We start from the raw sequence: 26,006 nt of genomic DNA, 5'->3' as shown, positions 1-26,006 counted from the left end.
TCTCTAATTGCGCAGCGCTACGCTCGCTCCCGCCATTCCACCTCCGAGCGAACGCGCGCTGCGCTTCACCAGCGCGAGACGCACACGCTCGCGCCCTTCGCCTTCGACATCGCTGAAGTAGCGCGTCTTCCCCGCGATGACCGCGCCGACCGGCACGCCGTCGAGATACAGCACACGATTGCCCGCGAGCGCCGGCACTTTCTCGCCCGGCAACAACGTGCCGACCAGATTGAGCGGATCGACCGCCGAGAGCGCGACGAACGCGCCGTCCTTCGCCCGCTTGCGCATGTCACGAAGGAGCGGCACCGCTTCGGGCAGCGCGAACTGCTCGCCCGCGAGCCCCGCGACGAAGCGCCCGCCGCGAATCTCGCCGCGCGCTTCCAGCCGATGATAGACGCGCAGCAAGTCGCGCCACGGCGGCAGCCATTGAGCTTCGCGCTCCAGGAGACGCCAGAATACGACGCCGTAGCGCCGTAAAAGCGTCAACGCGACGTGCTCGATATCGCCTTCGTTGCGGGCGTCGTCGTGCTGCGCGCGGCGCAGGAGCGCCCAGCGGCCGGCATCGTCCATTCCGCCGATGAACAAACCGCCGCGCCGCGGACGGCGCGCGAACGCGTTGCGCTTCGCCGCTGGCGCGAGCAGCGCGCGCAGGCCCGCGAAGCTGTCCGCGTTGACGAGCCCTAGAGCGACCAGTTCGCCGAGCGCGTCTTCCAGTTCGGTGCGCAAAAGCCGCACATCGGCGAGGAGTTCGTCGAAGAACATCGCGCCGTGGGCCTTCAACGCATCGAACACGCGTTCGGCACGCGATGAAAGCCGCGGTGCTTCGTCGGGCGCCATCAGCGCGTTCCACGCATCGAGATGACGGCGCGGCAGCAGCACGATCGGCGTGCCGCGCACCGGGCCGCCCGATGCGCGCGAACGTCCGGCGGGACGCGTCCACACGAGCTTGCCGGCGCGGCAAAGCTCGTCGAGCCACATGCCCGAATAATCGGCGATGCGCGCGGGCAAAATGTCGTCCTCCCACGCGACCGCCGGCGCCTCGAAACCTTCCAGCTGTTCGAGCACGGCGCCGAGCGCGTCGCGGCCCTCGCCGTGCGCGTCGGGCGCGACGCGCTGCCATTCGAGCAGAAAGCGCATGAAATCCTGCCGCTCGACCGGCTCGATCTCGCGCCGCAGCCGACGCACCGTATACCGATGAATCCGCGCGAGCAGATGCCGCTCGCACCATTCCTCGGCCTGCGCGCCCGGCGTGAAGCGGCCGCGCATCACATAGCCCTGCGCTTCGAGCCGCGTCAGCGCGAGCGCGATCGCCGACGCGGGCAGCGCGAGCGGACGCGCGATCTCCGGCACGGAGAGCGGACCCGCGCCCGACAGCCGAGCGCGCACGATTTCGACGAGCGCGTCGTCGGGCGCCCAGGCGTCGTCGAAGCCGGGAGGCGGAAGCAGCGGCGGATGCATCGGCGCATGCCCGTAGACCGCGCGCAGGCACGCGAGCCGTTCGACGGGCGTCCACAGCGCGTCGTGCTCCGCGATCTGCAGGCGCGTCGCGCGGCCCGAATGCGCGAGCGCATCGAGCCACGCGAGCCATTGCGGATCGCGCTGCGCTTCGGTTTCCGTGATGCAGGCGAGCGTCGTCAGCGCTTCGTGCATCTCATCGGCGCTCGTGACGTCGGGCCACGCTTCCTCGCGCACGCTCGCGATCGCGTCGGGATCGAGCGCGCCGAGATCGTCCGCGGATTGCGGATCGGCCCAGCGGCGCGCGAGCACGGCCTGCGTGCGGCGCTCTTCGAGCGGCGCGTCATCGAGAAAGGCATACGGCCGCGCCGAGAGAATCTCGGCGGCGAGCGGCGACGGCGCGGGCAGCTCGCGCGTGACGAGCCGCACATCGCCCGTTTCGATGCGCCGCAGAAGCGCGAGCCAGGCTTCGCAGTCCATCGCGTCGTGCAGGCAATCGTCGATGGTCTGCTCGACGAGCGGATGCGCCGGCACCTCCCGCTCGCCGACGATGTTCTCCGCGCATGCGACCTGATCCGGAAACACCGCCGCGAGCAGATCATCGCTTTTCATGCGCTGCAACTGCGGCGCGACCTTGCGCCCGCCGGTGTAGCGCGGCAGCGCGAGCGCATTGGTCGCGTTCCAGCGCCAGCGCACGCCGAAGAGCGGCGCGTCGAGCAGCGCCTGGATCAGCACGTGTTCCGCCGTCGCGGATTTCAGATAGCGCCACACTTCATCGAGCACGAAGCTGTGACTGCCCGTCAGCGACAGCACGATCGCGTCCTCGGTCGCCGCCGCCTGCAGCTCGAAGTTGAAGGTGCGGCAAAAGCGTTTGCGCAGCGCGAGACCCCACGCGCGATTCACGCGGCTGCCGAACGGCGCGTGAATGACGAGTTGCGTGCCGCCGGATTCGTCGAAGAAGCGTTCCATGACGAGCGTGTCCTGCGTCGGCAGCACGGTCAGCGCGGCGCGCGAGCGCGCGAGATAATCGACGATCTGCCGCGCCGCTTCTTCGTCGACGCCGGTTTCGCGTGCGAGCCACGCGACGGTTTCATCGACGCCGCCGTTTTCGAGCCGCATGTCGATATCGCCGCGCAGCCGCGAAATCGCGTGCGAAAGCTCGTCGCTGCGGCCGGGCGCCTCGCCGAGCCAGAACGGAATGTTCGGCGGCTGGCCGTTCGCGTTCTCGACGCGCACGCGCCCGCCTTCCACCCGCAGGATGCGGTACGACGTATTGCCGAGCTGGAAGATATCGCCCGCGAGACTCTCGACGGCGAAGTCCTCGTTCACCGTGCCGATCTGCAAGCCCTGCGGTTCGAGCAGCACGGCGAAATCGGCGTTGTCGGGAATCGCGCCGCCCGACGTGACCGCCGTCAGCTTGCCGCCGCGCCGTCCGCGCAGCGTGCGCGACACGGCATCGCGATGCACATACGCGGCGCGCACGCCCTGCCGCCCGGTATAGCCCTCCGCGAGCGTGCGCAGCACGGCGTCGAAATGCTGGCGATCGAGCGTCGAATACGGATACGCGCGCGTGATGCGCTCGAAAAGCGCGTCCTCGCCCCACTCGCGGCACGCCACTTCGGCGGTGATCTGCTGCGCGAGCACGTCGAGCGGCGCGCGCGGGATCGAGAGCGCGTCGAGCTCGCCGCGCCGCACGCAGTCGAGCAGCGCGGCGCATTCGATCAGATCGTCGCGCGAAGTCGGAAAAAGCCGCCCTTTCGGTGTGCCGCCGACGTGATGCCCCGAGCGTCCGACGCGCTGCAGGAACGCGCCGATCGAGCCGGGCGAACCGATCTGGCAGACGAGATCGACATCGCCGATATCGATGCCCAGTTCCAGCGACGCGGTCGCGATCAGCACGCGCAGCTCGCCGCGCTTCAGACGCTGCTCCGCCTCCAGCCGATGCTCGCGCGCGAGGCTGCCGTGATGCGCCGCGACCGCTTCCTTTCCGAGGCGCTCGGTCAGATGCCGCGCCGCGCGCTCGGCCATGCGCCGCGTGTTGACGAAGACGAGCGTCGTGCGATGCTGCGCCGACAAGTCCGCGAGACGATCGTAGACGCGTTCCCACATGTCGTTGGACATGATCGCTTCGAGCGGCATCGGCGGGATGTCGAGCGCGAGATCGCGCGCGCGCGCATGGCCGACATCGACGATCTCGCATGGCTCCTTTTCTCCGACGAGAAACTTCGCGACCAGCCCGATCGGTTTTTGCGTCGCGGATAAGCCGACGCGCACCGGACGCTGCCCGCCCGCGTCCTCGCACAGCGCATCGAGCCGCGCAAGCGACAGGCTCAGGTGCGAGCCGCGCTTGCTGCCCGCGACCGCATGAATTTCATCGACGATCACCGTGCGCGTGGTCGACAGCATCGCGCGTCCTGAATCGGACGAAAGCAGCACGTAGAGCGATTCGGGCGTCGTCACGAGGATGTGCGGCGGGCGCTTCTTCACGGCGTTGCGTTCCTGCTGCGTCGTGTCGCCGGTGCGGACGGCGGCGCGAATTTCCGGCGCGGCCACGCCGGATTCGCGCAAAGTCTGCGCGATGCCCGCGAGCGGCGCCTCGAGATTCACGTGAATGTCGTTCGACAGCGCCTTCAACGGCGACACGTAGACGACGCGCGTCTCGTCCGGCAGCGCACCGCCGAGCGCGATGCCATCGCGCACGAGTTCGTCGATGGCGGCGAGAAAGGCCGTGAGCGTCTTGCCCGAGCCCGTCGGCGCGGCGACGAGCGTCGAGCGGCGCGCGTGCACGAGCGGCCACGCGCGGGCCTGCGCCGCGGTGGGCGCGGGAAAGCGCGAGCGGAACCAGCCCGCGACGGCGGGATGGAAGCCCTGCAGGGCGTCATCGGCGGAAAAGGCTTTTCGGATCATCCGGACATTTTATGGGCGCTTGAGAAATAGCGTGTTTCCCGTGGTTTTCAGACAGGTCCGATGCGAACGGAGGCGTGCGGCGGCGATGCTAAGCAGTTCGCCCGAGCGGCCCGTCCTTGAGCGCCGAGCCGTTACTTTCCTCGCTTTCGTTTTTATGATCGTCATCAGCCTTCTGTTCGACCGCGCGCCCGGCGCATTCACCAACCACCGGCACTACGCTCGCACGCTTGGATATCGCCACGTGGAGATCGACATGTCGGACCTGTCCGGCAGCAGCGGCGCCCATCGCTGGGTCTACAAATACGAAACGCTGCTGCACTACCTGAGCGAGGCGGCGCCCAACGAAATCGTGCTTCTGCTGAGCGACAACGCCGCGATTCTTCAGCCGGTGGAATTGCCGCTGTTGATGGCGGGCCGGGACTGGCTCCTCGCCTGCACCGAATCCGACCTTCCGCAGACGGATGTGCTGATCTTCCGCAACACCGACTCCGTGCGTCGAAACATCGCGGATCTCGTCGGCAAGTGCCGCTACGGAGTCGTGTTGCCGGACGACGAAGCCGCCATGCTCCACGCATTCGACGCCTGTCCGCCTCAGTTTCGCGTCGGCGAGGTCCACGTCGTGGCGCCGGTGGCAAGCAACCTCCAAAGCGTTTGGGGAACCTGGAACGCGTTCGCCGCGAGCTTTCGCGACGAAAAGCAGCATCGGCGTTTTCGCGCTGCCGTTCTCGAGCACATCAACGATTGCAACGCGCGCGGGGTGCCGTATCTCTCTCTGCCCGATAGCGGCGTGCGCGAACCGGCCACGCACAGCGTGTCGCAACCGGGCCGTGCGATCGCTGTCGTCATGCTCTACACGCCGAACATCGCGTGTTACGGGCGCATCGCCGAGGCCAATTTCAGGCGCTACTGCGAGCGTCACGGCTATACGCTCTATGTGCATCGCGACATTCCGGCCCAACTGAGCGACGGGAGAAGCTCCGGAAACTGGTTCAAGGCCGCGTTGCTGCGCGAGTACCTGCCGCATCATCAATGGGTGTTCTGGATCGACTCCGACGTGCTCATCAACGACATGAACCAGCGGCTCGAGCCACTCACGCACGAACGCGAAGTGGTCCTCGCGCGCGACATGGGAACGTGGAGTTTCAACTCCGGAATCATGGGTTTTCAGCGCAATCAGCACAACTACGATGCGTTCGCGGACGTCATGACCGAGTGCGCGCAACTCGAAGACAAGTCGCACGTGTATTCGAGCCGCGGCGACCAGCACTTCTTCATTCGCGCCTTCGAGGCGCGGCCCGAATTCGACGCGACGCACATCCGCAGCTTCATCGATGTGAACACGCCCTGGATCTACCGGCGCCCCGACAGCTTCATGGTTCACTACGTCGGCATGTGGGAGGACAATCGCGCGCTGATGATGGACTACGACCTCAGGCACTCCGCGATGGAATGACGCGCCCGACAGTCCAGTTCGATCGGTAAAACCCCTTTAAGATGATCCGAGACGCTCATCCGGCGTCGCGCCTGCTGCAACCATAGCGCCACAAACACCCCCGATCATTGAACGGCGCGCAGGACCCGATCCTGCGCGAAGCCGCACGCACGACGCTCGACCCATCCTTTCATTTGCCAAGGAGAAGCAATTGAACGACGACGTCATTCGATCGACCACGCTCGAGAAACCTGTCGCCCCCGATCTCCTCGCGAACATCGACGCGTACTGGCGGGCCTGCAACTATCTTTCGGCCGGCATGATTTACCTGCGCGCAAATCCGCTGTTGCGCGAGCCGCTCAAGCCGGAACACATCAAGCGGCGCCTGCTGGGGCACTGGGGCTCGGACCCCGGCCAGTCGTTCGTGTGGGTGCATCTGAACCGCCTCATCAAGCGCGACGACCTGAACGTGCTGTTCGTCTCCGGCCCCGGCCACGGCGCGCCGGCGACGCTCGCGAATTCCTGGCTCGCAGGCCATTACCCGGAAATCTATCCCGACCGCAGCGCGGACGAGCGCGGCATGCTCAAGCTCTTTCGCGCGTTCTCGTCGCCGGGCGGCATCGGCTCGCACTGCACGCCGGAGACGCCGGGATCGATTCACGAAGGCGGCGAGCTCGGCTACAGCCTGTCGCATGCGTTCGGCGCGGCGTTCGACAATCCGGATCTGATCGTCGCGACGGTCGTCGGGGACGGCGAAGCGGAAACCGGCCCGCTCGCCACTTCCTGGCACTCGAACAAGTTCCTCAATCCCGCGACCGACGGCGCGGTGCTGCCGATCCTCCATCTGAACGGCTACAAGATCGCCAATCCGACGATCCTCGCGCGCATTCCGCACGACGAGCTCGAAGCGCTCTTCAAGGGCTACGGCTACGCGCCGCATTTCGTCGAGGGCGACGAGCCCGAAGCCATGCATCAGCGCATGGCCGCGACGCTCGAACGCTGCATCGCCGATATCCGCGCGATTCAGGCGAACGCGCGCGCCGAAGGAGACCGCGCTGAAACCGTGACGCGACCGCGCTGGCCGATGATCGTCCTGCGCACGCCCAAAGGCTGGACCGGTCCGAAGGAAGTCGATGGCCACAAGGTCGAAAACTTCTGGCGCTCGCATCAGGTGCCGATCGTCGATCCCGCGAGCAATTACCGCAATCTCTCGCTGCTCGAGGACTGGCTGCGCAGCTACAGGCCCGAAGAACTCTTCGACGAAAACGGCCGCCTGATCGAAACGCTGCGCGCGCTCGCGCCCGAAGGCACGCGGCGCATCAGCGCGAATCCGCACGCGAACGGCGGCCTGCTGCGGCAATCGCTCGATATGCCCGACATCCGCGACTACGCCTTCGAGTTCAAGCGCGCGGCAAGCGTCTATCAGTCGCCGACGGTCGTGCTCGCCGCCTTCCTGCGCGAAGTCATGCGCCGCAACATGACGAGCTTCCGTCTCTTCGGCCCCGATGAGACCGCGAGCAACAAGCTCGATGGCGTGTACGAGGTATCCGGCAAGCGCTGGGTTGCAGAAACGCTACCCGAGGACGATGACGGCGGCGCGCTCTCCGTCGATGGCCGCGTGATGGAAATGCTCTCCGAGCACACGCTCGAAGGCTGGTTCGAAGGCTACGTGCTGACGGGCCGCCACGGTCTCTTCGCGACGTACGAAGCGTTCGTGCACGTGATCGACTCGATGTTCAACCAGCACGCGAAGTGGCTCGAAAAGGCAAAGAACGAGCTCGACTGGCGTCGTCCGGTGCCGTCGATCAACCTGCTCATCACGTCGCTCGTGTGGCGGCAGGATCACAACGGCTTCACGCATCAGGACCCCGGCTTTCTCGATGTCGTCACCAACAAGAGCCCGGACGTCGTGCGCATCTATATGCCGCCGGATGCGAACTGCCTTCTGAGCGTCGCGGATCACTGCCTGCGCACGCACGATTATGTGAACGTGATCGTCGCCGACAAGCAGCCGCACCTGCAATATCTGAGCATGCAGGAGGCCATCGTGCATTGCGCGAAGGGCATCGGCATCTGGGACTGGGCATCGACCGATCAGGGCGCGGAACCCGACGCGGTGATCGCATGCGCGGGCGATATCGCGACGATGGAAGCGCTCGCCGCCGTCGAAATCCTGAAGGAACATTGCGCCGATCTGAAGATCCGCTTCGTGAACGTGGTCGACCTGTTCAGGCTGATGCCGGACACCGACCATCCGCACGGCCTGCCGCATCGCGATTTCGATTCGATCTTCACGCGCGACAAACCGGTCATCTTCAACTTCCATTCGTACCCGACGCTCGTGCACAAGCTCACGTACAACCGCACGAATCACGCGAACATGCACGTGCATGGCTATCGCGAACGCGGCAACATCAACACGCCGTTCGAGCTCGCGATCATCAACGGCGTGGACCGCTATACGCTCGCGATCGACGTCATCGACCGCGTGCCGCGCATCGCGGGCAGCGGCGCGCATGCGAAGGAGTGGCTCAAGAATCAGATCATCGAGAGCGTGCGGTACGCGCATGAGGAAGGCATCGATCGCGACGAGATTCGCGAGTGGACGTGGAAGGGTTGAGGCCGTTGGTTCTTCGCTGAACCGCATTCGGCATGCAAAACGCCATCTGGTCGAATGCATGCAAAACGCCAGATGCAAAATGCAGAAGCGCCCGGGGAGATGACTCTCCGCCGGAGCGCTTTCGCTTTCGGACGCTTCTAATGCCGCAAAAGGTTCAGGGCTTCTGCTCCGAATGATCCCGCTGCCTGAGCGACTGCGGCAAACCGAACAGCAGCAACAGCGCGCAGACTACACTCATCGCGCCGATCGCGTACAGCGCAGGCGTCGTGCTGCCCATCGTGTCGCGGATGCGGCCGACCATCACCGGGCTCACGATGCCGCCCAACTGCCCGAGCGTATTGATCAACGCGATGCCGCCCGCCGCGCCGGCGCCCGTCAGCAGCTTCGGCGGGAGCGCCCAGAACGCCGGGATCGATGCGATCACGCCTGCGCCCATCACGCCGAGCGCGGCGATCAGGAGCGTCGTCTGCTTGTCGAAGATGCCGGCCGCGAAGAAGCCCGCCGCTGCCATCACCAGCAGGATCGCGACGAACTTGCGGCGCTCGCCCGACCGGTCCGACATGCGGCCGACCACCACCATGCAAATCGCGCCGCAGATATACGGCACCGCCGTCAGAAGACCGATGATCGTCGGGTTCTGCGTGCCCGCCGCGCGGATCAGGTGCGGCGCCCAGAAGTTGAGGCCGTACGACGCGATCTGGATCAGGAAGTAGATCAGGCCGAGCATCAGGAAGCCAGGCGTCTTGATCGCGCCGAAGAGCGAGTGGCCGGTGTCCGTGTGCTGGCTCTGCGTCGAGATCTGGCTTTTCAGATAGGTCTTCTCGGAAGCGGTGAGCCATGCGGCGTCATCGATGCGATCCTTCAGCACTTTGAGCACGAGCACGCCGAGCAGCACGCACGGCAGGCCGCCGAGCAGGAACAGCCAGTGCCAGCCGGCAATGCCGAATACGCCGTTCATATGGCCGAGCACGAGGCCCGACAGCGGCGCGCCGACGAGACCCGAGAACGCCGACGCCAGAAACAGCAGCGACGTGATGCGTCCGCGATAGCTCGCCGGGAACCACAGCGTCAGGTAGTACAGCACGCCGGGCGCGAAGCCCGCTTCCATCGCGCCAATGACGAAGCGCAGCCCGTAGAACTGCCACTCCGTCTGCACGAAGACCATCAGCGCGGTCGCGATGCCCCACGAAATCATGATGCGCGCGATCCAGCGCCGCGCGCCGACCTTGTAGAGCAGCATGTTGCTCGGCACTTCGAAGAGCACGTAGCCGATCACGAAGAGACTCGCGCCGAGGCCGTAAGCCGTATCGGAAAAGCCCAGGGAGCTTTGGAGCTGGAACTTCGCGAAGCTGATGTTGATGCGGTCGAAAAACGCGAACAGATAACACAGCATGATGAGCGGCATGAGCCGCCAGGCCACTTTGCGAATGATGTCCGCGGTATTTTCGGAAGCCTTCGGCTCGTTTGCCGTGCCCACGCTCAGATCACTCATGTTTGTCTCCAATGATGTTTTGGTCTTTTTAATTCAGATGGTCCGCACGTACTCGGGCGCCGGATGCAGATCGCAATTGCGTCCCGCCTTCGCTACCTGACCCGACACCTCATGTCCGACGAGCGCGGGCAGCGTGCGCGACAGCACGATCAGCTTCTGCAGATCGACGCCCGTAGGAATCTCCATCTCGTCGCACATATTCACGAGGTCTTCGGTGCAGATGTTTCCCGATGCGCCCGGCGCGAACGGACAGCCGCCGAGACTGCCGAGCGCGGCATCGAAACGGCGTGCGCCCGCGTCGTAGGCAGCGAGCACGTTGGCGAGGCCGAGGCCGCGCGTGTTGTGAAAGTGCAGCGTCAAATCGGCGGCGGGCACGTGTTCGAGCACGCGGGCGACGAGGCGCGCGACCTGACGCGGATTCGCCATGCCGGTCGTATCGGCGAGCGTGACGCCCGCGATGCCCATCTCGCGATACGTCCGCGCAATCGACACCACACGCTCCTCATCGATGCGTCCTTCGAACGGACAGCCGAACGCCGTCGCAACGGTCGCGTTCAGCGTGACATCGGCGTCGCCGCGCACAAGCCGAACGACATCGCCGAAACCGGCCAGCGACGTCTCGCAGCTCATGCGCATGTTCGCGCGGTTGTGTGTCTGGCTCGCCGACATCACGAGGTTCAGTTCGTCGGCTTGCGCGGCGAGCGCGCGTTCCGCGCCCTTCACGTTCGGCACGAGCGCGACGTAGATCGTCCGCAAGGAACGACGGATGCCGTTGAACACCGCGTCGCCGTCGCGCAAGGCGGGAATCGCTTTCGGCGACACGAACGAGCCCGCCTCGATACGCGTGAAGCCACACGCGGACAGGCCGTCGATCAGCGCGATCTTGTCTTCGGTCTCGACCCACTGCTTCTCGATCTGCAGGCCGTCGCGCGGCGCGACTTCCTGAACGATCAACGGTTCTTTGCATTCGTAATTCATTGCACCGCTCCCGCGGCGCGCAGCCGCTCCACGTCGCTCGCATCGAAACCGAGCGATTCGAGCACCGTCGCCGTGTGCTCGCCCAGCGCCGGACCTTGCCAGCGCACTTCGCCCGGCGTGTCGGAAAGCTTCGGCACGATGCCCGGCATCTTCACCGACGCGCCGCCCGGCAGCACCGCCTGCAGCAGCATGTCGCGCGCTTGATAGTGCGCATCGTCGACGATGTCCGCGACCGAATAGATGCGGCCCGCGGGCACTTCCTCGCGCTCCATCGTTGCGAGCACGTCGTTCATCGAGTGATGGGAGGTCCAGGCAGTGATCGCTTCGTCGAGCATCGCGCTCTGCTTCACGCGGCCGTCGTTGTGCGCGAGCGCGGGATCGTCGGCGAGATCGGCGCGGCCGATCACATGCATCAGGCGCTTGTAGATCGGATCGCTGTTGCCCGCGATCACGACGAAGCCGCCGTCTTCCGTGCGATACGTGTTCGACGGCGCGATGCCCGGCAGCGCGCCGCCGCTGCGCTCGCGCACGTGGCCGAGCAGGTCGTATTCGGGAACGAGGCTTTCCATCAGATTGAAGACGCTTTCGACGAGCGACACGTCGACCACCTGGCCGTCGCCCTGGCCGGTCTTCACACGCAGCACCGACATCAGCGCGCCGATCACGCCATGCAGCGACGCCAGCGAATCGCCGAGACTCACGCCGACGCGCGCGGGCAGCCCTTCGGCGTCGCCGGTCGTGTAGCGGATGCCGCCCATCGCCTCGCCGATCGCGCCGAAGCCGGGACGATCGCGGTACGGACCCGTCTGTCCGTACCCGGAGATGCGGACCATCGTGAGCTTCGGGTTTATTGCATGCAAAACGTCCCAGCCGAGGCCGAGCTTTTCGAGCGCGCCGGGACGCATGTTTTCGATGATGATGTCGGCATCCGCAGCCAGCCGCTTGATGACGTCCGCGCCTTCGGGCGACTTCAGATTCACGCACACCGACTTCTTGTTGCGCGACTGGAGATACCACCAGAGCGACGTGCCCTCGTGGAGCTTGCGCCATTTACGCAGGGGATCGCCGCCATTGGGCGTTTCGATCTTGATGACTTCCGCCCCGAACTCGGCCAGCATGCGCGCCGCGAAAGGCGCGGCGATGAGTGTGCCGATCTCGATGACGCGAATGCCCTGAAGGGGTCCGCTCATGTTGCTTGTCTCCTGAAATTTGTACTGTGAGACAAGCTTATTGGCGAACGCTGGGCCCCGTCCAACCGCAATTCGGCAAGCATCGTTCGCCAAACGCGAACGCTCGCCGGGACTCTGAAAGCTAAGCGCGCGCTTCGATGGTCCGCAGATGATCGAACAGGAGCCGGCTCACCGGCGAAAGCGCATCTGAATCCCGCACGACGATGACGAGGCTGCGCGCGGCCCACTCCTCGTCGAGCGGCACGGCGGCGAGCCCGAGCTGACGGCCCATCGCCTCGAATACCTGCAGCGGCAGCACGCCGACGCCCATGCCGGCCTGCACCATGCGGCACACGGCATCGAAGCCCGGCACGTGGATGCGCAGCCGCAGCGCGCGCCCCGCCTGGCGCGCGGCCAGATGCGTGCGCATGTTGATGGAGCTCGCCGAATGCAGGCCGATGTGATCGAAGTCGAGCGTGTCCGCGAACGCTACACTGTCGCGATGCGCAAGCGGGTGATCGCCCGGCGTGACGATGCACAGCCGGTCGTGGCGATAGTGCGCGCTTTCGAGGCCGCGCGTGTCGGCGTCGCCGGAGCAGATGCCGAGATCGACGAGACTATCGGCCACGCCCTCCACGATGCCGCCGCTCGGCCGCTCCTCCAGGTCGATCTTGATCTGATCGTGCACGGCGATGAACGCACGCAGGTCTTCCGGCAGGAATTCGACGATCGCCGAGAGATTCGCCATCATCCGCACATAGCCGCGCACGCCGCTCGCGTGCTCCGCGAGCTCGATGCCGATGTTCTCGACATCGCGCATCACGCGCCGCGCGTGATGCAGCAGGGTTTCGCCCGCGGGCGTCAGGTCCATGCCGCGCGCCTTGCGCTCGAAGAGCACCGCGCCTACCGCCTGCTCCAGTTCGAGCAGCCGCTTGCTCGCCGCCGACACCGCGATCGCCTCGCGTTCCGCCGCGCGCGTCAGCGTGCCTTCCTCGAACACGGCGAGAAAGAGTTGCAGCGTCGTGAGATCGAGACGTCGGAGGAGATTGCGCGTGGCCATCAGCGCGCGTACTTGAAGGTGCCTTGCGCGCTCGCGATCATCACGCGGCCGTCGACCCACGCCTCGCCGCGCGCGAAGTAGACGGAGCGCCCCTGCCGTTCGAGAAAGCCCTTCGCGACGACCTTGTCGCCGATGCCGCGATCGAGGTAGTTCACCGTCAGCGAGAGCGTGAAGCCGTGCACGGGCGCGGCGCCCGTCGTGAATAGACCCGCGTAGCCGCAGGCCGCGTCGAGCAGCGTGGCGATCGCGCCGCCTTGCAGGATGCGCTGCCGGTTCAGATGTCCGGCGTGGATCGGCATCGTGAATTCGGCGTAGCCCGCGCGCCATTCGGTGAAGATTGCGCCGAGCCCTTCGAGAAACGGATTGTCGAGATCCAGATTCGCCACCTTTGCTCCTGATATCGCGTCGTTGCGAGCGATTGTGCCATCGGCCGGCGCGGGCTGCCGAGGGAGTCATTGTGGCGTGAGGCAGGCGACGCATGAAAAAACCCGCACGCGGCGGGTTCGACTTACATTGGACCTTCTGTTTGACAACGCACACAAATACCTGCATTACCGATGAAATACCAATCGGCATTTCGCTTTTCATGAGGTCATTTCATGAATCGCGTGGCGCGCATCTTCCTGCGCGTTAATGCGCGCTATAACAAACAGTGTCACGCGCGCAACACACTGTATTTGGGCGTCAGTTATAACCGCGAATCACGCAGGAATTTTTTTCCTCTTCAGTCTTCGCAAAACGTCCGCAAATCTCCGCGATGTACTCCGGCGCCGCAGATACCTGGCTGGACCGGTGCGACACATGCACGCTCGTATCGGGCGGAATTTCGCCGTCGTCGATCCAGGCATAAAAATGCGCGCTCGCATTGGCTTCCATGTTATGTCTCCTTTCGGTAAAGCGCGAAAAAGGCGTTTGATGGTTCTCAGCATGCACTTCTCGGGCGCGGCTCGCCCTAGTGGATTTCATTGATGGACGCAGCCCAATTGCGTGACGATGATGTTAAAGAATGCCCGTTCGAAACGCACCACGAACCGTTTTCAATACGCTTAGTCTTTCTGTAGCGAAAAAAATGCCCGGTGCGGGGCCGGGCAGACTTGAATCATCGATTATGGAAGACGGTATGTGCCGGTCTTTTATCTGTTATACGACATTCTTTTCAACGATCGGCCGTCCTTCCAGCACGCGCGCCCAGTCAAGCGGCGATAAGTCGAGCGTTTCATACCGTCCGAGCAGAATCAGTTCACTCACGCCGCGGCCCGTCGCCGGACCTTGCTGCAAGCCGTGTCCGCTGAATCCATTCGCGAAAATACAATTCTCGACGTCCGGGTGACAGCCGATGATCGCATTCTGGTCGAGCACGTTGTATTCGTAATAGCCGGACCAGCAGCGCTCGACGCGCAATGCCTCGAACGCCGGCACGCGATGCGCGAGCGCCGGCCAGATGACGTCGTCGAAGAGCGCGTGATCGACTTCGTCGAGCGGCAGATCGTCGGGATCGTTATCCGCCGATGGCGACGTGCCGCAAATATACGTGCGCCCCTCAGGACGAAAGTAGACGCCGCTCGGATCGATCAGCAAGGGCGCGCGTTCGAGCTTCGCGGGCGACGAGACGTTGAAGATGCTGCGCCGCCGCGCATACACCGGAATGTCGATGCCGAGCATCGCCGCGATCCCACGCGACCACGCACCCGCCGCGTTCACGACGACATCGCACGCATAGGTTTCGCCGTTCGCCGCACGCACGGCCGTCGCGCGCCGTCCTTCGCGCTCGATGCCGACGACTTCCGTCGCCACATAGCGCGCGCCGAGCGCTTGCGCCTTGCGCCGCAATGCCTGCACGAGCCCGTAGCCGTCGAACCAGCCTTCGCCGCTTTCGCCGAACGCGCCGGCCGCGAGGTCTTCGGTGTTCAGCCACGGAAAGCGCGCCTGCAATTGCGCCGGTTCGAGCAGGCTGATGTCCGCGCCGAGCCCGCGCTGCAACGCGTGATTCTCGCGCAGCGTCGCTTCGCCGTGCGCGGTCGCGAGGAACAGATAGCCGCCTTCATGCAGATCGATCGACGGGCGCTCGCCATTCACTTCGAGCCGCTCGCCGATGGAGCGTAGAAACTCGATGCCAAAGAGCGACATGCGCACTGAAAGCGGCGTCGAGAACTGTTGCCGGATCGACGCCGCCGACAGCGCCGAAGACGAGCGCGCGTACGTCGGATCGCGCTCGATTACCGTGACCTGCACGGTCGGGTCCGACGCGCGCAGAAAATACGCGACCGAGCTGCCGATCACGCCGCCACCCACGATCACCACTTGAGAAGCCACGCCGCCTCCAGTCGTCGATGAGAGTTGCCGCAGCGTCGCCCGCCGATGCGCATCGCGCGTTGCATGCAAAAGGCAAAAAACCAAAACGCATGCGTAATGCAAAACGCGAAATGCAAGATCGGCGCGCAGAACGCTCAGGCGTCGGTAAAGCCGTCGCCGGCCGAAGAAACGTCAGTCCAGATTGAAGTCGATGCCCTGCGCAAGCGGCAGTTCCGACGAGTAGTTGACGGTGTTCGTCGCGCGGCGCATGTACGCTTTCCACGCGTCGGAGCCGGATTCGCGACCGCCGCCGGTTTCCTTCTCGCCGCCGAACGCGCCGCCGATTTCCGCGCCGCTCGGTCCGATATTGACGTTCGCGATGCCGCAATCGCTGCCCGATGCCGACAGGAAGCGCTCCGCTTCGCGCAGATCGGTCGTGAACGTGCACGACGACAGGCCGTGCGCCGCGGCGTTGTTGGCGGCGATGGCTTCATCGAAATCGGAATAGCGCATCACGTAGAGAATCGGCGCGAAGGTTTCCTTCAGCACGACCTCCGTTTGCGACGGCATTTCGACGAGCGCCGGGCGCACGTAATAGCCGTTTTCATGGCCCTTCACCGTGACGCGCTCGCCGCCGAACACCTTGCCGCCCTCGCCCTTCGCCTGCTCGAGCGCGTCCTGCATGCGCGCGAACGACTGCACGTCGATGAGCGGCCCCATGAGCACGCCTTGCTCCAGCGGGTTGCCGACGGGCACTTTCGCGTAGAGGTCTTTGAGGCGCGCGACAGTTTCGTCGTAGATGCTGTCGTGGACGAAGAGACGCCGCAGCGACGTGCAGCGCTGCCCGGCCGTGCCGACCGCCGAAAAAAGGATGCCGCGCAGCGCGAGATCGCGATTCGCCGTCTGCGACACGATGCCCGCGTTGTTGCCGCCGAGCTCGAGGATCGAGCGGCCGAAGCGCTGCGCCACCGCGACGCCCACTTTGCGGCCCATTTCCGTGCTGCCGGTCGCGCTGACGATGTCCGAGCGCTTGTCCGCGACGAGCGCCGCGCCGACCTCGCGTCCGCCGATGATCACCGATGCGAGACCTGCGGGCGCCGAGCCGAATTCATCGATGACGTCGCGCATGATGCGATCGACGGCGAGCGCGGTGAGCGGCGTCTTTTCGGACGGTTTCCACACCACGGCGTTGCCGCACACGAGCGCGAGCGCCGCGTTCCACGACCACACCGCGACCGGAAAATTGAACGCCGAGATGATCGTGCACACGCCGAGCGGATGCCACGTCTCCGCCATGCGATGCCCGGGCCGCTCGGACGCGATCGTGAGGCCGTACAACTGGCGCGAGAGGCCGACGGCGAAATCGCAGATATCGATCATTTCCTGCACTTCGCCCAGGCCTTCCTGAAGAATCTTGCCCGCTTCGAGCGACACGAGGCGGCCGAGTGCTTCCTTTTTCTCGCGCAGGCGATTGCCGAGCAGCCGCACGAGCTCGCCGCGGCGCGGCGCGGGCACGTTGCGCCAGGTGGCGAAGGCGGTGCGCGCGGCGCCGAGTGCGGCATCGACATCCGCGGTGGTGTGCTGCCTTACCCGGCCGATGACTTCACCGGTGATCGGAGAGGCGGCGGCCATATCGCCGTCGGTCACGAGGCTCGCGATGCCGAGGTCGGAAAGAATCGATTGTGCGTTCACGATGAAGTCCTTTCGAAGCGGGTTTGTCCTTGGAGCGAAGTTTCTGATCGGAAACTTGCGTAAGCCTGGTGACTATACGCGCTGCCGGCTTTGCGAACAACAGCGGACAATATTGGGGTTGTCACCAATGCGCGCGGCCTTTGGTGGCAGTAGATTCGGCATGTTTTCGGCCTGCGCGCCGGTGCGAATGCCGCGTTTGCGCGATGTTATTATCGGAAACAAAAGGCCTCGACCGCATCCTTATGAAGAACATCCCCGATCAATCCGCGGCCGATCTCGGACGCCGGGTGAAACGCGCGCGGGTCGCGCAAGACCTGACGCTCGAAACCGCGAGCCGCCTGTGCGGCGTGTCGCGCTCGGCGTTGTCGAAGATCGAAAACGGCCTGATGTCGCCGACCTTCGACGTGCTGCAAAAAATCGTGCGCGGTCTGCGGATCGATCTCGCCGAACTCTTCGGCAGCGCGCCCGCACCGAGCGCGAGCGGACGCCGCGCCCTCACGCGCCGCGACGCAGGGCAGCGCCATGCGTATCGCGGCTATCAGATGGAGTTGCTCGCCACCGAACTCGCGCACAAGGCGATGCTGCCGTTTCGCATCCGCATTTCGGCGCACACGCTCGACGCTTTCGACGACTGGGGCCGTCACGAAGGCGAAGAGTTTCTCTACGTGATCAGCGGCAGCGTGTGCCTCTATTCGGAACTCTACGCGCCGACGCATCTAAACGCCGGCGACAGCATCTACTTCGACAGCCGCACCGGCCACGCAGCCATTTCGACGAGCGAGGAAGACGCCGAAGTGCTGTGGATGGCCACGGGCGGCGGCGTGCCGGCGCCGTCGGCAGCCGATGTAGTGGATGCCCGTTGATGTCCGATTGCGCCTGATCAGGCCGCTAGCGCAGAACGAGACGCACCGGCATTTCGCTCGGCACCGAGACGAACGCGCAGACTTCGTGGATATCGGCGGGATTCGTCGCGAGCTGGGCGATGAAGTTCGCCGTCAGCATCGACACGACGAGCCGCATCTCCACCGCCGCCAGATGCCGCCCCGGACACACGCGCGGCCCCGCGCCGAATTGCAGATAAGCGCGCGGTTCGTGCGCGCCTTCATGACGTTGATCATGCAGCCATCGCTCCGGATCGTAGCGCCCGGGGTCGGCGTAGTTGCGCGGGTCCAGCATCGCGGGCCGGTTCAGCAGGAATATCTTCGTGCCCGCGGGCAAACGCACGCCCTGAAGCCGCACTTCCTCCAGCGGTTCCAGCGACATATACGGCGCGATCGGATGCAGGCGGCCCGCTTCGGTGCACACCGCTTCGCACAGGTCCAGCTCGCGCATCGCGTCGTAGCTCGGACAGACGGCCGAATCGCCGAGCACGCGCCGCGCGCCGGCTGCGACGCGCGCCTGCAATGCGTCGTCGGCGCCGAGAAAGAGCAGCGCCCACGCGATCGATGTCGCCGTCGTATCCTCGCCCGCGACGAGCATCGTCAGCACGTTGGCCGAGACTTCGTCGTCGGTTATATCGGAGCCCGGTGCATCGCGCAGTGCGAGCATCGCTTCGAGGAGATTGCGCGGCGCTTCGGTCTCGCGCGCGCCGGACGCCGTGTCGTCACGCATCCGCGCGCGCGTGCGCGCCATCAGTTCGCGGATATGGCGATGCACGGCCGTCATCGCTTCATCGAACTTGCGGTCGCGCGGAAACTTCACGTAGTGCCAGTACGCGAAAGGCGCATTCACACGCGCCATCAGCATCGGCAGGAGCATCGCGAGTTGCTCCTGAATCAGGACGTGCTCGTTTTCCAGCGTGTTCGGATCCTCGCCGAATGCAAGCGCGCTCGTGACATCGACGGTGAAGCGCTTAAGGTCCTCGGTCATGTCGACCACGCGGCCCGCGCGCGCCGCCGCTTCCCAGCGCCGCCGCAACCGCTCGGTGATCGCGGCGAGCGTCGGATAGAACGCCTTGATGTGCGGGATCGAGAGCGCCTGCATCACGAGACGGCGCTGCGGCTCCCAGGCGGCGCCTTCGATCGAAAAGAGCCCGTTGCAGCCGAACTCTTTCAGGATGTTTTCGATGGGCGCATAACGCCGATAGCGATGCGGCCGCTCGCGCAGCACGGCGTGCGACAACTCGATATCGTTCCAGACCGTGACGGGCGTCGTGCCGAAGCGGAACACGTAGGGCGTGCCGAGCTCGGCGGCCCAGCGCTCGAGCGTCAGATGGTGCGTGGCGGGCGGCAACTGATGCAGATTGCCGAGCAAAGGCAGGCCGCGCGGGGACGGTAAGTCATCGACTTCGCGCAAGGGCGCGCTGACGGACGCTGCGTTCATGATCGGCCTCGCGAGGGCTTGATCTTTGCAGGATAGTGCAGGACGAAGATGGGGGTGGAACGCGCGGTCCTTTCGCGCGATTCCATTGTTTCGTTGTGTCCGTCTGATCTGCCTGATGCCCCGACGCCGTGGGGCGAGCGTCATTGGAACGGGTAGCGTTGTCGCGCGTGAATTACGTTGACGATTTCAATCCAGTCGCCCATGACGCGATAAACGACGATGTAGTTCGGATGCGCGACGATTTCACGTGTGCCACCGCCTTTTCGATGGCCTCGAACATGTCATCGCGGCCCAAGGATCATGTTCGGCTATGTAGTCGGTAAGCTGGTCGAGGTCATCGAGTGCTTCAGCAGTCCATTGCACCGGCAGCATCAGGATCTCGACCTTTCCTTCTCTTTGATCATCGCTTCCAGCTTCACGCGAATGCGGGCCATTGCTTCGTCATGCGGAATCCGCGGCCGCGTATCGGCCATCGAGCGTCTTACTTTCTCGCGAAACCACTGGTCTTAAGCCTCGGCTTCTTCGACGGTGGCGAATTCGGACACGATGGGATCGAGCGGAGTGGGCATTTCAAGTTCTCGTTTCATGATGAAAACGATGATAACGCAGGCATTTTCCCCGCGTCACCTCGTCCATTCGGCCAATCATACAGCGCTGACCTTCTTCCCTTTGGCCATCTCAGGAGGAACCTCGACCTTCACGACCGGCCGCTTGAAATACGGCGAGCTCAACGTCGCCGCGCCCATGTCCGACGCCGCTTCGAGCAGCGCCGGCGCAAGTTCCTTCAGGCGCGCCTCGGGCAGCCGGCTAGTCGGACCTGCGAGACTCACGACGCCCACGACCACGCCCGTCACCGGATGATGGATCGGCGCGGCCATCGACGTCATGCCGGCCTCGTAGGTCTCGCTCGCGATGCCGTATCCGCGCTTGCGCGCCGCCTGCACATCCGCGAGAAACTGCTGGATGGTTTTCGGCGCCTTCGGCCCGCCCTGTCCCGGCTTGCCCAGACCGCCCTGCTTCGATACGAGCGCCAGCGCTTCCTCGTCCGACAGCGACGACAGCCACGCCTGCCCGCTCGCCGTGCAATGCAGCGGCGGCTGGCTGCCCATGTCCGGGTCGTAGCGAAGGCCGGATTTCGCGCCCTGCGCCTTGCCGACGAACGTGATGTGATCGTCCTCGACGACGCCCAGCCGCGCCAGCTCGCCCGACTGCGCTGCGAGCCGGTCGAGCACGGGCTGCGACACATCGAGCACCCCGCCCGTCGACAGATAGATGAGCGCGAGCGACACGAGCTTCAGCGCGAGCATGTACTCGCCGTGATCCTCGTCCTGACGGACATAGCCCTCGTCGATCAGCATCGCGAGCAGGCGGTGCGTGCCGCTGCGCGGAATGTTGAGCGTGTCGGCGATGGCGGCGAGCTGCATGCGCCCGCCATTCTTCGCCAGCAACTCGATGATCGACAGCGCCCGCTCCAGATTTCCTGCCATGTCTCAGTCTCTAAAATTTCCGATGATTCGGAATGAGAACACGATTCCACCCCGGAATTCAACCCGCGCGTATCAATGTTCGGCGTACGTCTCCTGGAGCACCGCGAGCGTCGCTTCGCGCAGACGCTTCGCGCGCGTGAGCGCATTCGCGGTCTTCGCCCACGCGTTCATCGGGATTTCGATCGACAGCGGCAGATCGTCGGGCAGCGCGCGCAGGATGCCCGCGAGATCGAGGCCGCCTTCGCCCGGAATCATCCGTTCGGCGCGCGCCTGATAGAGCAGCGTATCGAGATCGGCCGGACGCTCGGCGGGCGCATCGCAGAACTGCACGTAGCCGAACCACTCGCGCGGCAACTCGCGCAGCGTGTGCGTCGATGAACCCGCGCGGTCGAAATGAATCGGATCGACGATGAGCCCCGTGTTCCCGCGCCCCGCCGCCTTCACGATGCGCGCGCCCTGCACGATGTCCTTCGCGTCGGTCCAGGGCATCGGTTCCAGCGACGGCGACAAACCGTACGGCTTCGCGATATCGCACAACGCGGCGAGCCGTTCTGCCGTGCGCGCCTCGTCAGGATCGTTGCCCGCGACGAGCACGTAACGCGCGCCCAGTTCGGCGGCGGTTTCGAGCATCGGCTCGTAATCCGCGACATTCGTATCGGGCTTGAGCCGCAGAATTTCGGCATCGAGCACGCCGATGCCCGTGTCTTTCAAAGCGGCGAGCGTTTCGCGCTTCATCGGCGTCGCTCCGACGATCTCATGGCGCACCTCCGTGTCGGTCGCGGGCAGAAGCCGCAACCCGACGAATTCGTAGCCCGCCTTCGCCGCGCACTCGACCATCTGCGGGGGCGTCAATTCGAGAACCGTCAGCGCGGACAAGGACAGTTTGCGTCGTGACATCTGCATTGTCTCCGTGATGGTTAGCGCAGCGGCGAGAACGGCGCGGGCACATAGATGGTGGATTCCATCGTCGTCAGATGGGCCGGTCCGCCTTTGGGCGGCCACATGCCGTCCTTCACGGCCTCGGCGCGGATGCGCGAGCGCTCATCGACGCTCTGGTACGGCCAGATGTTGAGAAAGCGCGGCACGGTGCCGTCGAGCGCATACATCGCGCCGATGAGCGGCGAGCGCTTCGCGCGCTCCGGCACGGCGTTCTTCCACGCGTCGATCGTATGTTGCAGGCTCGCGAGCTTCGTGCCGTAGACGCGCATCTCGTAGATGCCGCCGTGCACGGCCGGTTCGATCGGCGGGAGAAACGGGAACAGCGCGTAGCTGTTGACTTCGACATCGGTGATGAACTCGCCGCAGCCGAACGGATTGCCTTCGAGCAACAGGCGCTGACGTTCTTTTATCAACGCCGCTTCCGATTCGAAGCCGCGCAGCACCATCACACGGCCCAATGCGCCGATATCCGAATACCAGCAGCCGAGCAGCTTCGAGCCGGGCGCATCGCCGCTTGCCTGGATGTTTTCGAAAACCCGCGCGTTCGCGCCGATCTTCACCGTCAACGTGACCGTGTCGTAGAGAGTCATTGCAGAGTCCTTGCCTGTTTGAAGTTCGAGAGATTCGTGACGCTGTCTTCGCACAACGGCGACGCCAGTTCGAGGCCCGCGAGATAGCCGAAGGTCATCGCGGGGCCGAGCGTGATGCCGCCTGCGGGATAGTGGCCGCCCATCATGCTCGCGGCGTCGTTGCCGACTGCGTAAAGACCGGGGATCGGCGCGCGCGCTTCGTCGAGCACGCGCGAACGCGCATCCGTCGCGAGGCCAGCGAAGGTGCCGAGGCTGCCCGCGACGATCTTCACCGCGTGAAACGGGCCGTCGGCGATCGGCGCGAGGCACGGATTCGGCGCGTGCGACGCATCGCCCTGCACGCGGTTGTAGGGCGTCGAGCCTTTGTGGAATTGCGGATCGAAGCCGTCTTTCGCGTAGCTGTTGTACGTGGCGACGGTGTCCGCGAGACCGCGCGCATCGATGCCGCATTGCTGCGCCAGGGCTTCGAGCGTGGGTGCGGATTTCAGATAGCCCGAGCGCTCGTACGACGCGAGCGGAAACGGAAACGGCTTCGCGAAGCCGAGCCCGTAGCGCCGCTGGAACCGATGATCACAAACGAGCCACGCGCACACTTCTTCGCCCGGCGGCGTCGTGCCGATCAGCGACGAGATGAAGTCGTAGTACGACGACGCCTCGTTCGTGAAGCGCCTGCCCGCGCGCGTCACCGCGATCACGCCCGGCTTCGCGCGCTCGATCAGATGCGGAAACGCAACCGGCTCGCCGTTGCGCTTCGGCACGAGCGACACGGGCGCCCACGCGGCGGGCGCTTCGAGCGAAGCATCGAAATGCGCGCCCGCTCGTTCGCCGAGGCGAATGCCATCGCCCGTATTGCTGCGCGGGGCGGCGGACCAGTGCGGCATCGTCGGGAACGTGTCGGCCTGACGCTTCGCGTCGTGCGGATAGCCGCCGCAGGCCAGCACGACGCCGCATCGCGCGCGCACCGCATGCATCACGCCTTCGATCTCGACGCGCGCGCCCGTCACGCGATTCGCCTCGCGCGTGAGCGAGACCGCCCTCGCACGCGTGCGCAGATCGACGCCGCGATCCTCCGCCGATTTCAGCAGCCGCGCGACGAGCGCATTGCCGTTCACGAGATGCATCGAGCGGCCGTGACGCAGCCTGTGCCACGCGAACGCGGCGAAGCGCTTCGTCACGTGCCATGCGGACTTCGCGTTGCGCGTCGCGTTCAAAAAGTGCGCGAGATCCTGTCCCGACGCGATCGCCATGCCCTTGATCGTCACTTCGGCCAGAGGCGGGCGCAGTTTGCCGATGAGCGGCCCGAGCTCGCGCCCGTCGAACGGCATCGCGCAGAGTGAGCGGCCGCCCGTGGCCGCGCCTTGCGTCGTGTGGAAATCGGGGATGCGGTTGCCGTCGATGAAACGCATCGACGTATTGCGCTCGAAGAATTCGACCATGCGCGGGCCGTGCTCGATGAGCGCGTCGGCTTTGGCGGCGTCGAAGTGCGCGCCGAGCTCGCTCTTCAGATACGTGCGCGGCGCGCGCTCGTCTTCGACGATGCCCGCGCGCGTCGCGAGCGGATTGCGCGGAATCCACATCCAGCCGCCGGACCACGCCGTCGTGCCGCCGAACACGTCTTCTTTCTCGCAGACGAGCACGGACAAGCCTTGCGTAGCCGCGGTCACGGCCGTCGACAGACCGCCCGCGCCGGAACCCAGCACGAGGACGTCGCATTCCAGAATCGGTTCGTGCTTCATTTGGCGTGTGCGTGCGTGTCGAGTTCGAGCGGAAGGGTGAACGCCGCGCTTGCCGGCTGCGTCGCGCGCGCCGACGCGTGGCGCGCCGCGAGATAGCCGAACGCAAGACCGGGCCCGAGCGTGATGCCGGGGCCTGGATAGACGCCGCCCATCACCGATTGCATGTCGTTGCCGCACGCGTAGAGGCCGCCGATCGGCCGGTCGTCGCGGTTCAGCACGCGTGCGTCGGTGTCGGTGACGAGGCCCGTCGCGGCGCCGATATCGCCCGGATAGAGCCGCACCGCATAGAACGGCGCCGTCCCGATCGGCCCGAGGCACTTGTTCGGGCCGGTCCAGTTGGCGTCGCCGTTGGCGTTTTGGTAGTCCGTCGTGCCGCGCTGAAAATCCGGATCGACGCCGGTTTGCGCATAGCGGTTGATCCGCGCGACGCTGTCCGCGAGTCCGGACGCGTCGATGCCGAGCTTGCCCGCGAGTTCATCGAGCGTATTGCCTTCGACGAGATAGCCATCGGCGAGAAACGGCGCGAGTCCTTTCCCGCCCGGACGCACCATGCCGAGGCCGTACTTGCGCAATCCTTCGGCGTCCGTGACGAGAAACGCGGGGACCGAAGGCGTCGTCTCGTTCGCTTTCTGCATCGCGATACCGAACAGGTGATACGACGTGTTCTCGTTGAGAAAGCGTCTGCCCGTTTTATCGACGGTGATCATGCCCGGCTTGCCGCGATCCATCAGGAAATGCGGAAACACGGCGGTGGTGCCGTCGGCGCGCTTGCGCACGGAGACCGGCGCCCAGAACGCGTTCGACAGCGCGCCCTCGCCAAAGCGCGCGCCCGCTGCGAGCGCGAGATCCTGCGCGCCGCCGGCGTGACCTGGCGCGCCGGGACACCAGGCGGGATCGGCGCCCGGCAGCATGTCGCCGCGACGCTTCGGATGGCGATTGAAACCGCCGCTCGCCAGAATCACGCCGCCCTTCACGCCGATGCGCCGCCGCGCATTGATGCGGCTGAGCGTCACGGCCTCGATGCCATTCGCGCCGCTGTGCAAGCTTTCGACCTTCGTGCCCGTCAGCACGGTGACGCCGCGCCGAAGCAACGAATACAGCAGGCGCCCGATCAGCGCGTTGCCCATCACGAGCCGCGTGCCGCGCGGCGAGCTCATGCGGTCGCGTGCGTGACGCGCAAGCAGCTTCGCCGCATGCCGGAACGATGCGAACGACTTCGTCATGTTGAGCAGATGCCCGACGTCGTCGCGATCGACCATCATGCCGCCGAGCACGGTGAATTCGGGAATCGGCGGACGGATCAGCGAGAACGCGCGTCCGAGCTTGCGGCCGTCGAACGGCAGCGGTTCCAGCGCGCGGCCACGCAGCGTCGAACCGTCGATTTCCGACAAATAATCGGGATGAAACGGGCGCGCGCGATATTTCACGTCGGAATTCGCTTCGATATGCGCGACGGCTTTCGGACCCGCATCGAGAAACGCACGGCGCATCGCGGCGCTGCTACGCTCGCCGACCGCGCGATTCAGAAAGGCTTCGGCGTTCGCGGACGTATCGTCGCGATTGACGCTTGCCGCGTGCATCGAGGCGGGAATCCACGTCGTGCCCGCCGAATAGGCCGTCGAGCCGCCCACGTACTCGGTGCTCTCGACGAGCAGCACGCGCGCGCCGTCGATGGCCGCGACCAGCGCCGCCGACATGCCCGCGCCGCCCGCGCCGATCACGACGACATCGAACGTTTCGTTTGGTCCCAGACTATCCAGTGTCTCCACCATTCCTCTTTGGCTCCGTCCAGTTTCGCGCCGCCGTTTTCTCCGACGATACGAAACGCGTGTTTG

At 65.3% G+C, this 26,006-nt stretch carries 18 protein-coding genes and 1 pseudogene; 3 read left to right on the top strand and 16 right to left on the bottom strand.

Features of this window, described 5'->3' with window-relative positions:
* Nucleotides 1–3: 3 nt before the first annotated feature.
* On the bottom strand, nucleotides 4–4,362 hold the full coding sequence (locus AWB75_RS08155; RefSeq protein ID WP_061123556.1) for a DEAD/DEAH box helicase: 4,359 nt from the start codon (nucleotides 4,360–4,362) through the stop codon (nucleotides 4–6).
* A gap of 154 nt (nucleotides 4,363–4,516) precedes the next feature.
* On the opposite strand from AWB75_RS08155, the gene AWB75_RS08150 reads away from it, so the two are divergent.
* Nucleotides 4,517–5,815: a glycosyltransferase family protein gene (locus tag AWB75_RS08150; RefSeq protein WP_061123555.1), complete on the top strand. Its 1,299-nt coding sequence runs from the start codon at nucleotides 4,517–4,519 to the stop codon at nucleotides 5,813–5,815.
* Nucleotides 5,816–6,005: 190 nt separating this feature from the next.
* A complete protein-coding gene (locus AWB75_RS08145; RefSeq protein ID WP_061123554.1) occupies nucleotides 6,006–8,414 on the top strand; it encodes a phosphoketolase family protein in 2,409 nt (802 codons plus the stop codon).
* Between the two features lie 154 nt (nucleotides 8,415–8,568).
* Here AWB75_RS08145 and AWB75_RS08140 read toward each other — a convergent pair whose 3' ends face one another.
* The 8 genes from AWB75_RS08140 to amaB form a co-directional block, all read right to left on the bottom strand.
* A complete protein-coding gene (locus tag AWB75_RS08140) occupies nucleotides 8,569–9,906 on the bottom strand; it encodes an MFS transporter (protein ID WP_061123553.1) in 1,338 nt (445 codons plus the stop codon).
* A gap of 33 nt (nucleotides 9,907–9,939) precedes the next feature.
* On the bottom strand, nucleotides 9,940–10,884 hold the full coding sequence (locus tag AWB75_RS08135) for a hydroxymethylglutaryl-CoA lyase (RefSeq protein WP_061123552.1): 945 nt from the start codon (nucleotides 10,882–10,884) through the stop codon (nucleotides 9,940–9,942).
* Nucleotides 10,881–12,074: a CaiB/BaiF CoA transferase family protein gene (locus AWB75_RS08130; RefSeq protein ID WP_061123551.1), complete on the bottom strand. Its 1,194-nt coding sequence runs from the start codon at nucleotides 12,072–12,074 to the stop codon at nucleotides 10,881–10,883. The genes AWB75_RS08135 and AWB75_RS08130 overlap by 4 nt, the downstream gene beginning before the upstream one ends.
* A 121-nt stretch (nucleotides 12,075–12,195) precedes the next feature.
* Complete coding sequence (locus tag AWB75_RS08125; RefSeq protein WP_061123550.1) at nucleotides 12,196–13,113, bottom strand: LysR family transcriptional regulator; 918 nt, start codon at nucleotides 13,111–13,113, stop codon at nucleotides 12,196–12,198.
* Nucleotides 13,113–13,499, bottom strand: coding sequence for a PaaI family thioesterase (locus AWB75_RS08120; protein WP_061123549.1), 387 nt, complete (start codon nucleotides 13,497–13,499; stop codon nucleotides 13,113–13,115). The genes AWB75_RS08125 and AWB75_RS08120 overlap by 1 nt, the downstream gene beginning before the upstream one ends.
* Before the next feature lie 298 nt (nucleotides 13,500–13,797).
* Complete coding sequence (locus tag AWB75_RS08115; RefSeq protein ID WP_061123548.1) at nucleotides 13,798–13,989, bottom strand: hypothetical protein; 192 nt, start codon at nucleotides 13,987–13,989, stop codon at nucleotides 13,798–13,800.
* A 264-nt stretch (nucleotides 13,990–14,253) separates the two neighbouring features.
* Entirely contained in the window at nucleotides 14,254–15,426 is a 1,173-nt protein-coding gene (locus tag AWB75_RS08110) for an NAD(P)/FAD-dependent oxidoreductase (RefSeq protein ID WP_061123605.1), read from the bottom strand.
* 171 nt (nucleotides 15,427–15,597) lie between these two features.
* On the bottom strand, nucleotides 15,598–17,097 hold the full coding sequence (gene amaB, locus AWB75_RS08105; RefSeq protein ID WP_061123547.1) for an L-piperidine-6-carboxylate dehydrogenase: 1,500 nt from the start codon (nucleotides 17,095–17,097) through the stop codon (nucleotides 15,598–15,600).
* A 242-nt stretch (nucleotides 17,098–17,339) separates the two neighbouring features.
* Between amaB and AWB75_RS08100 the strand changes: the two genes are divergently transcribed.
* Nucleotides 17,340–17,960, top strand: a complete 621-nt coding sequence (locus AWB75_RS08100) for a helix-turn-helix domain-containing protein (RefSeq protein ID WP_087086523.1) — start codon at nucleotides 17,340–17,342, stop codon at nucleotides 17,958–17,960.
* 25 nt (nucleotides 17,961–17,985) lie between these two features.
* Here AWB75_RS08100 and AWB75_RS08095 read toward each other — a convergent pair whose 3' ends face one another.
* The 7 genes and pseudogenes from AWB75_RS08095 to AWB75_RS08060 form a co-directional block, all read right to left on the bottom strand.
* Nucleotides 17,986–19,419: a cytochrome P450 gene (locus tag AWB75_RS08095; RefSeq protein WP_061123545.1), complete on the bottom strand. Its 1,434-nt coding sequence runs from the start codon at nucleotides 19,417–19,419 to the stop codon at nucleotides 17,986–17,988.
* A gap of 371 nt (nucleotides 19,420–19,790) precedes the next feature.
* Nucleotides 19,791–19,913, bottom strand: a pseudogene (locus tag AWB75_RS39260) (antitoxin PaaA2 family protein); the annotation flags it as partial.
* A gap of 150 nt (nucleotides 19,914–20,063) precedes the next feature.
* Nucleotides 20,064–20,906, bottom strand: a complete 843-nt coding sequence (locus AWB75_RS08080; protein ID WP_061123544.1) for an IclR family transcriptional regulator — start codon at nucleotides 20,904–20,906, stop codon at nucleotides 20,064–20,066.
* 72 nt (nucleotides 20,907–20,978) lie between these two features.
* Nucleotides 20,979–21,803, bottom strand: coding sequence for a sugar phosphate isomerase/epimerase family protein (locus tag AWB75_RS08075; protein ID WP_087086530.1), 825 nt, complete (start codon nucleotides 21,801–21,803; stop codon nucleotides 20,979–20,981).
* A gap of 20 nt (nucleotides 21,804–21,823) precedes the next feature.
* Nucleotides 21,824–22,435 carry an NIPSNAP family protein gene (locus AWB75_RS08070; RefSeq protein WP_061123542.1) on the bottom strand — a complete coding sequence of 204 codons (612 nt, stop codon included), beginning with the start codon at nucleotides 22,433–22,435 and terminating at the stop codon, nucleotides 21,824–21,826.
* Complete coding sequence (locus AWB75_RS08065) at nucleotides 22,432–24,171, bottom strand: FAD-dependent oxidoreductase (RefSeq protein WP_061123541.1); 1,740 nt, start codon at nucleotides 24,169–24,171, stop codon at nucleotides 22,432–22,434. Before AWB75_RS08065 ends, AWB75_RS08070 begins: the two co-directional genes overlap by 4 nt.
* Complete coding sequence (locus AWB75_RS08060) at nucleotides 24,168–25,943, bottom strand: FAD-dependent oxidoreductase (protein WP_061123540.1); 1,776 nt, start codon at nucleotides 25,941–25,943, stop codon at nucleotides 24,168–24,170. Before AWB75_RS08060 ends, AWB75_RS08065 begins: the two co-directional genes overlap by 4 nt.
* Nucleotides 25,944–26,006 lie beyond the last annotated feature (63 nt).

This window comes from Caballeronia catudaia (assembly GCF_001544755.2).
In the GTDB taxonomy this organism is placed as follows: Bacteria; Pseudomonadota; Gammaproteobacteria; order Burkholderiales; family Burkholderiaceae; genus Caballeronia; species Caballeronia catudaia.
Note: the sequence above shows the minus strand (reverse complement) of the source record. Positions and strands in the feature narration are given on the sequence as shown.

Bases quoted from the DNA above. Each gene is read 5' to 3' on its own strand.
- AWB75_RS08155 (WP_061123556.1), bottom strand. From the start codon at position 4,362: ATGATCCGAAAAGCCTTTTCCGCCGATGACGCCCTGCAGGGCTTCCAT.
- AWB75_RS08150 (WP_061123555.1), top strand. From the start codon at position 4,517: ATGATCGTCATCAGCCTTCTGTTCGACCGCGCGCCCGGCGCATTCACC.
- AWB75_RS08140 (WP_061123553.1), bottom strand. From the start codon at position 9,906: ATGAGTGATCTGAGCGTGGGCACGGCAAACGAGCCGAAGGCTTCCGAA.
- AWB75_RS08135 (WP_061123552.1), bottom strand. From the start codon at position 10,884: ATGAATTACGAATGCAAAGAACCGTTGATCGTTCAGGAAGTCGCGCCG.
- AWB75_RS08130 (WP_061123551.1), bottom strand. From the start codon at position 12,074: ATGAGCGGACCCCTTCAGGGCATTCGCGTCATCGAGATCGGCACACTC.
- AWB75_RS08125 (WP_061123550.1), bottom strand. From the start codon at position 13,113: ATGGCCACGCGCAATCTCCTCCGACGTCTCGATCTCACGACGCTGCAA.
- AWB75_RS08115 (WP_061123548.1), bottom strand. From the start codon at position 13,989: ATGGAAGCCAATGCGAGCGCGCATTTTTATGCCTGGATCGACGACGGC.
- AWB75_RS08100 (WP_087086523.1), top strand. From the start codon at position 17,340: ATGAAGAACATCCCCGATCAATCCGCGGCCGATCTCGGACGCCGGGTG.
- AWB75_RS08095 (WP_061123545.1), bottom strand. From the start codon at position 19,419: ATGAACGCAGCGTCCGTCAGCGCGCCCTTGCGCGAAGTCGATGACTTA.
- AWB75_RS08080 (WP_061123544.1), bottom strand. From the start codon at position 20,906: ATGGCAGGAAATCTGGAGCGGGCGCTGTCGATCATCGAGTTGCTGGCG.
- AWB75_RS08075 (WP_087086530.1), bottom strand. From the start codon at position 21,803: ATGTCACGACGCAAACTGTCCTTGTCCGCGCTGACGGTTCTCGAATTG.
- AWB75_RS08070 (WP_061123542.1), bottom strand. From the start codon at position 22,435: ATGACTCTCTACGACACGGTCACGTTGACGGTGAAGATCGGCGCGAAC.
- AWB75_RS08065 (WP_061123541.1), bottom strand. From the start codon at position 24,171: ATGAAGCACGAACCGATTCTGGAATGCGACGTCCTCGTGCTGGGTTCC.
- AWB75_RS08060 (WP_061123540.1), bottom strand. From the start codon at position 25,943: ATGGTGGAGACACTGGATAGTCTGGGACCAAACGAAACGTTCGATGTC.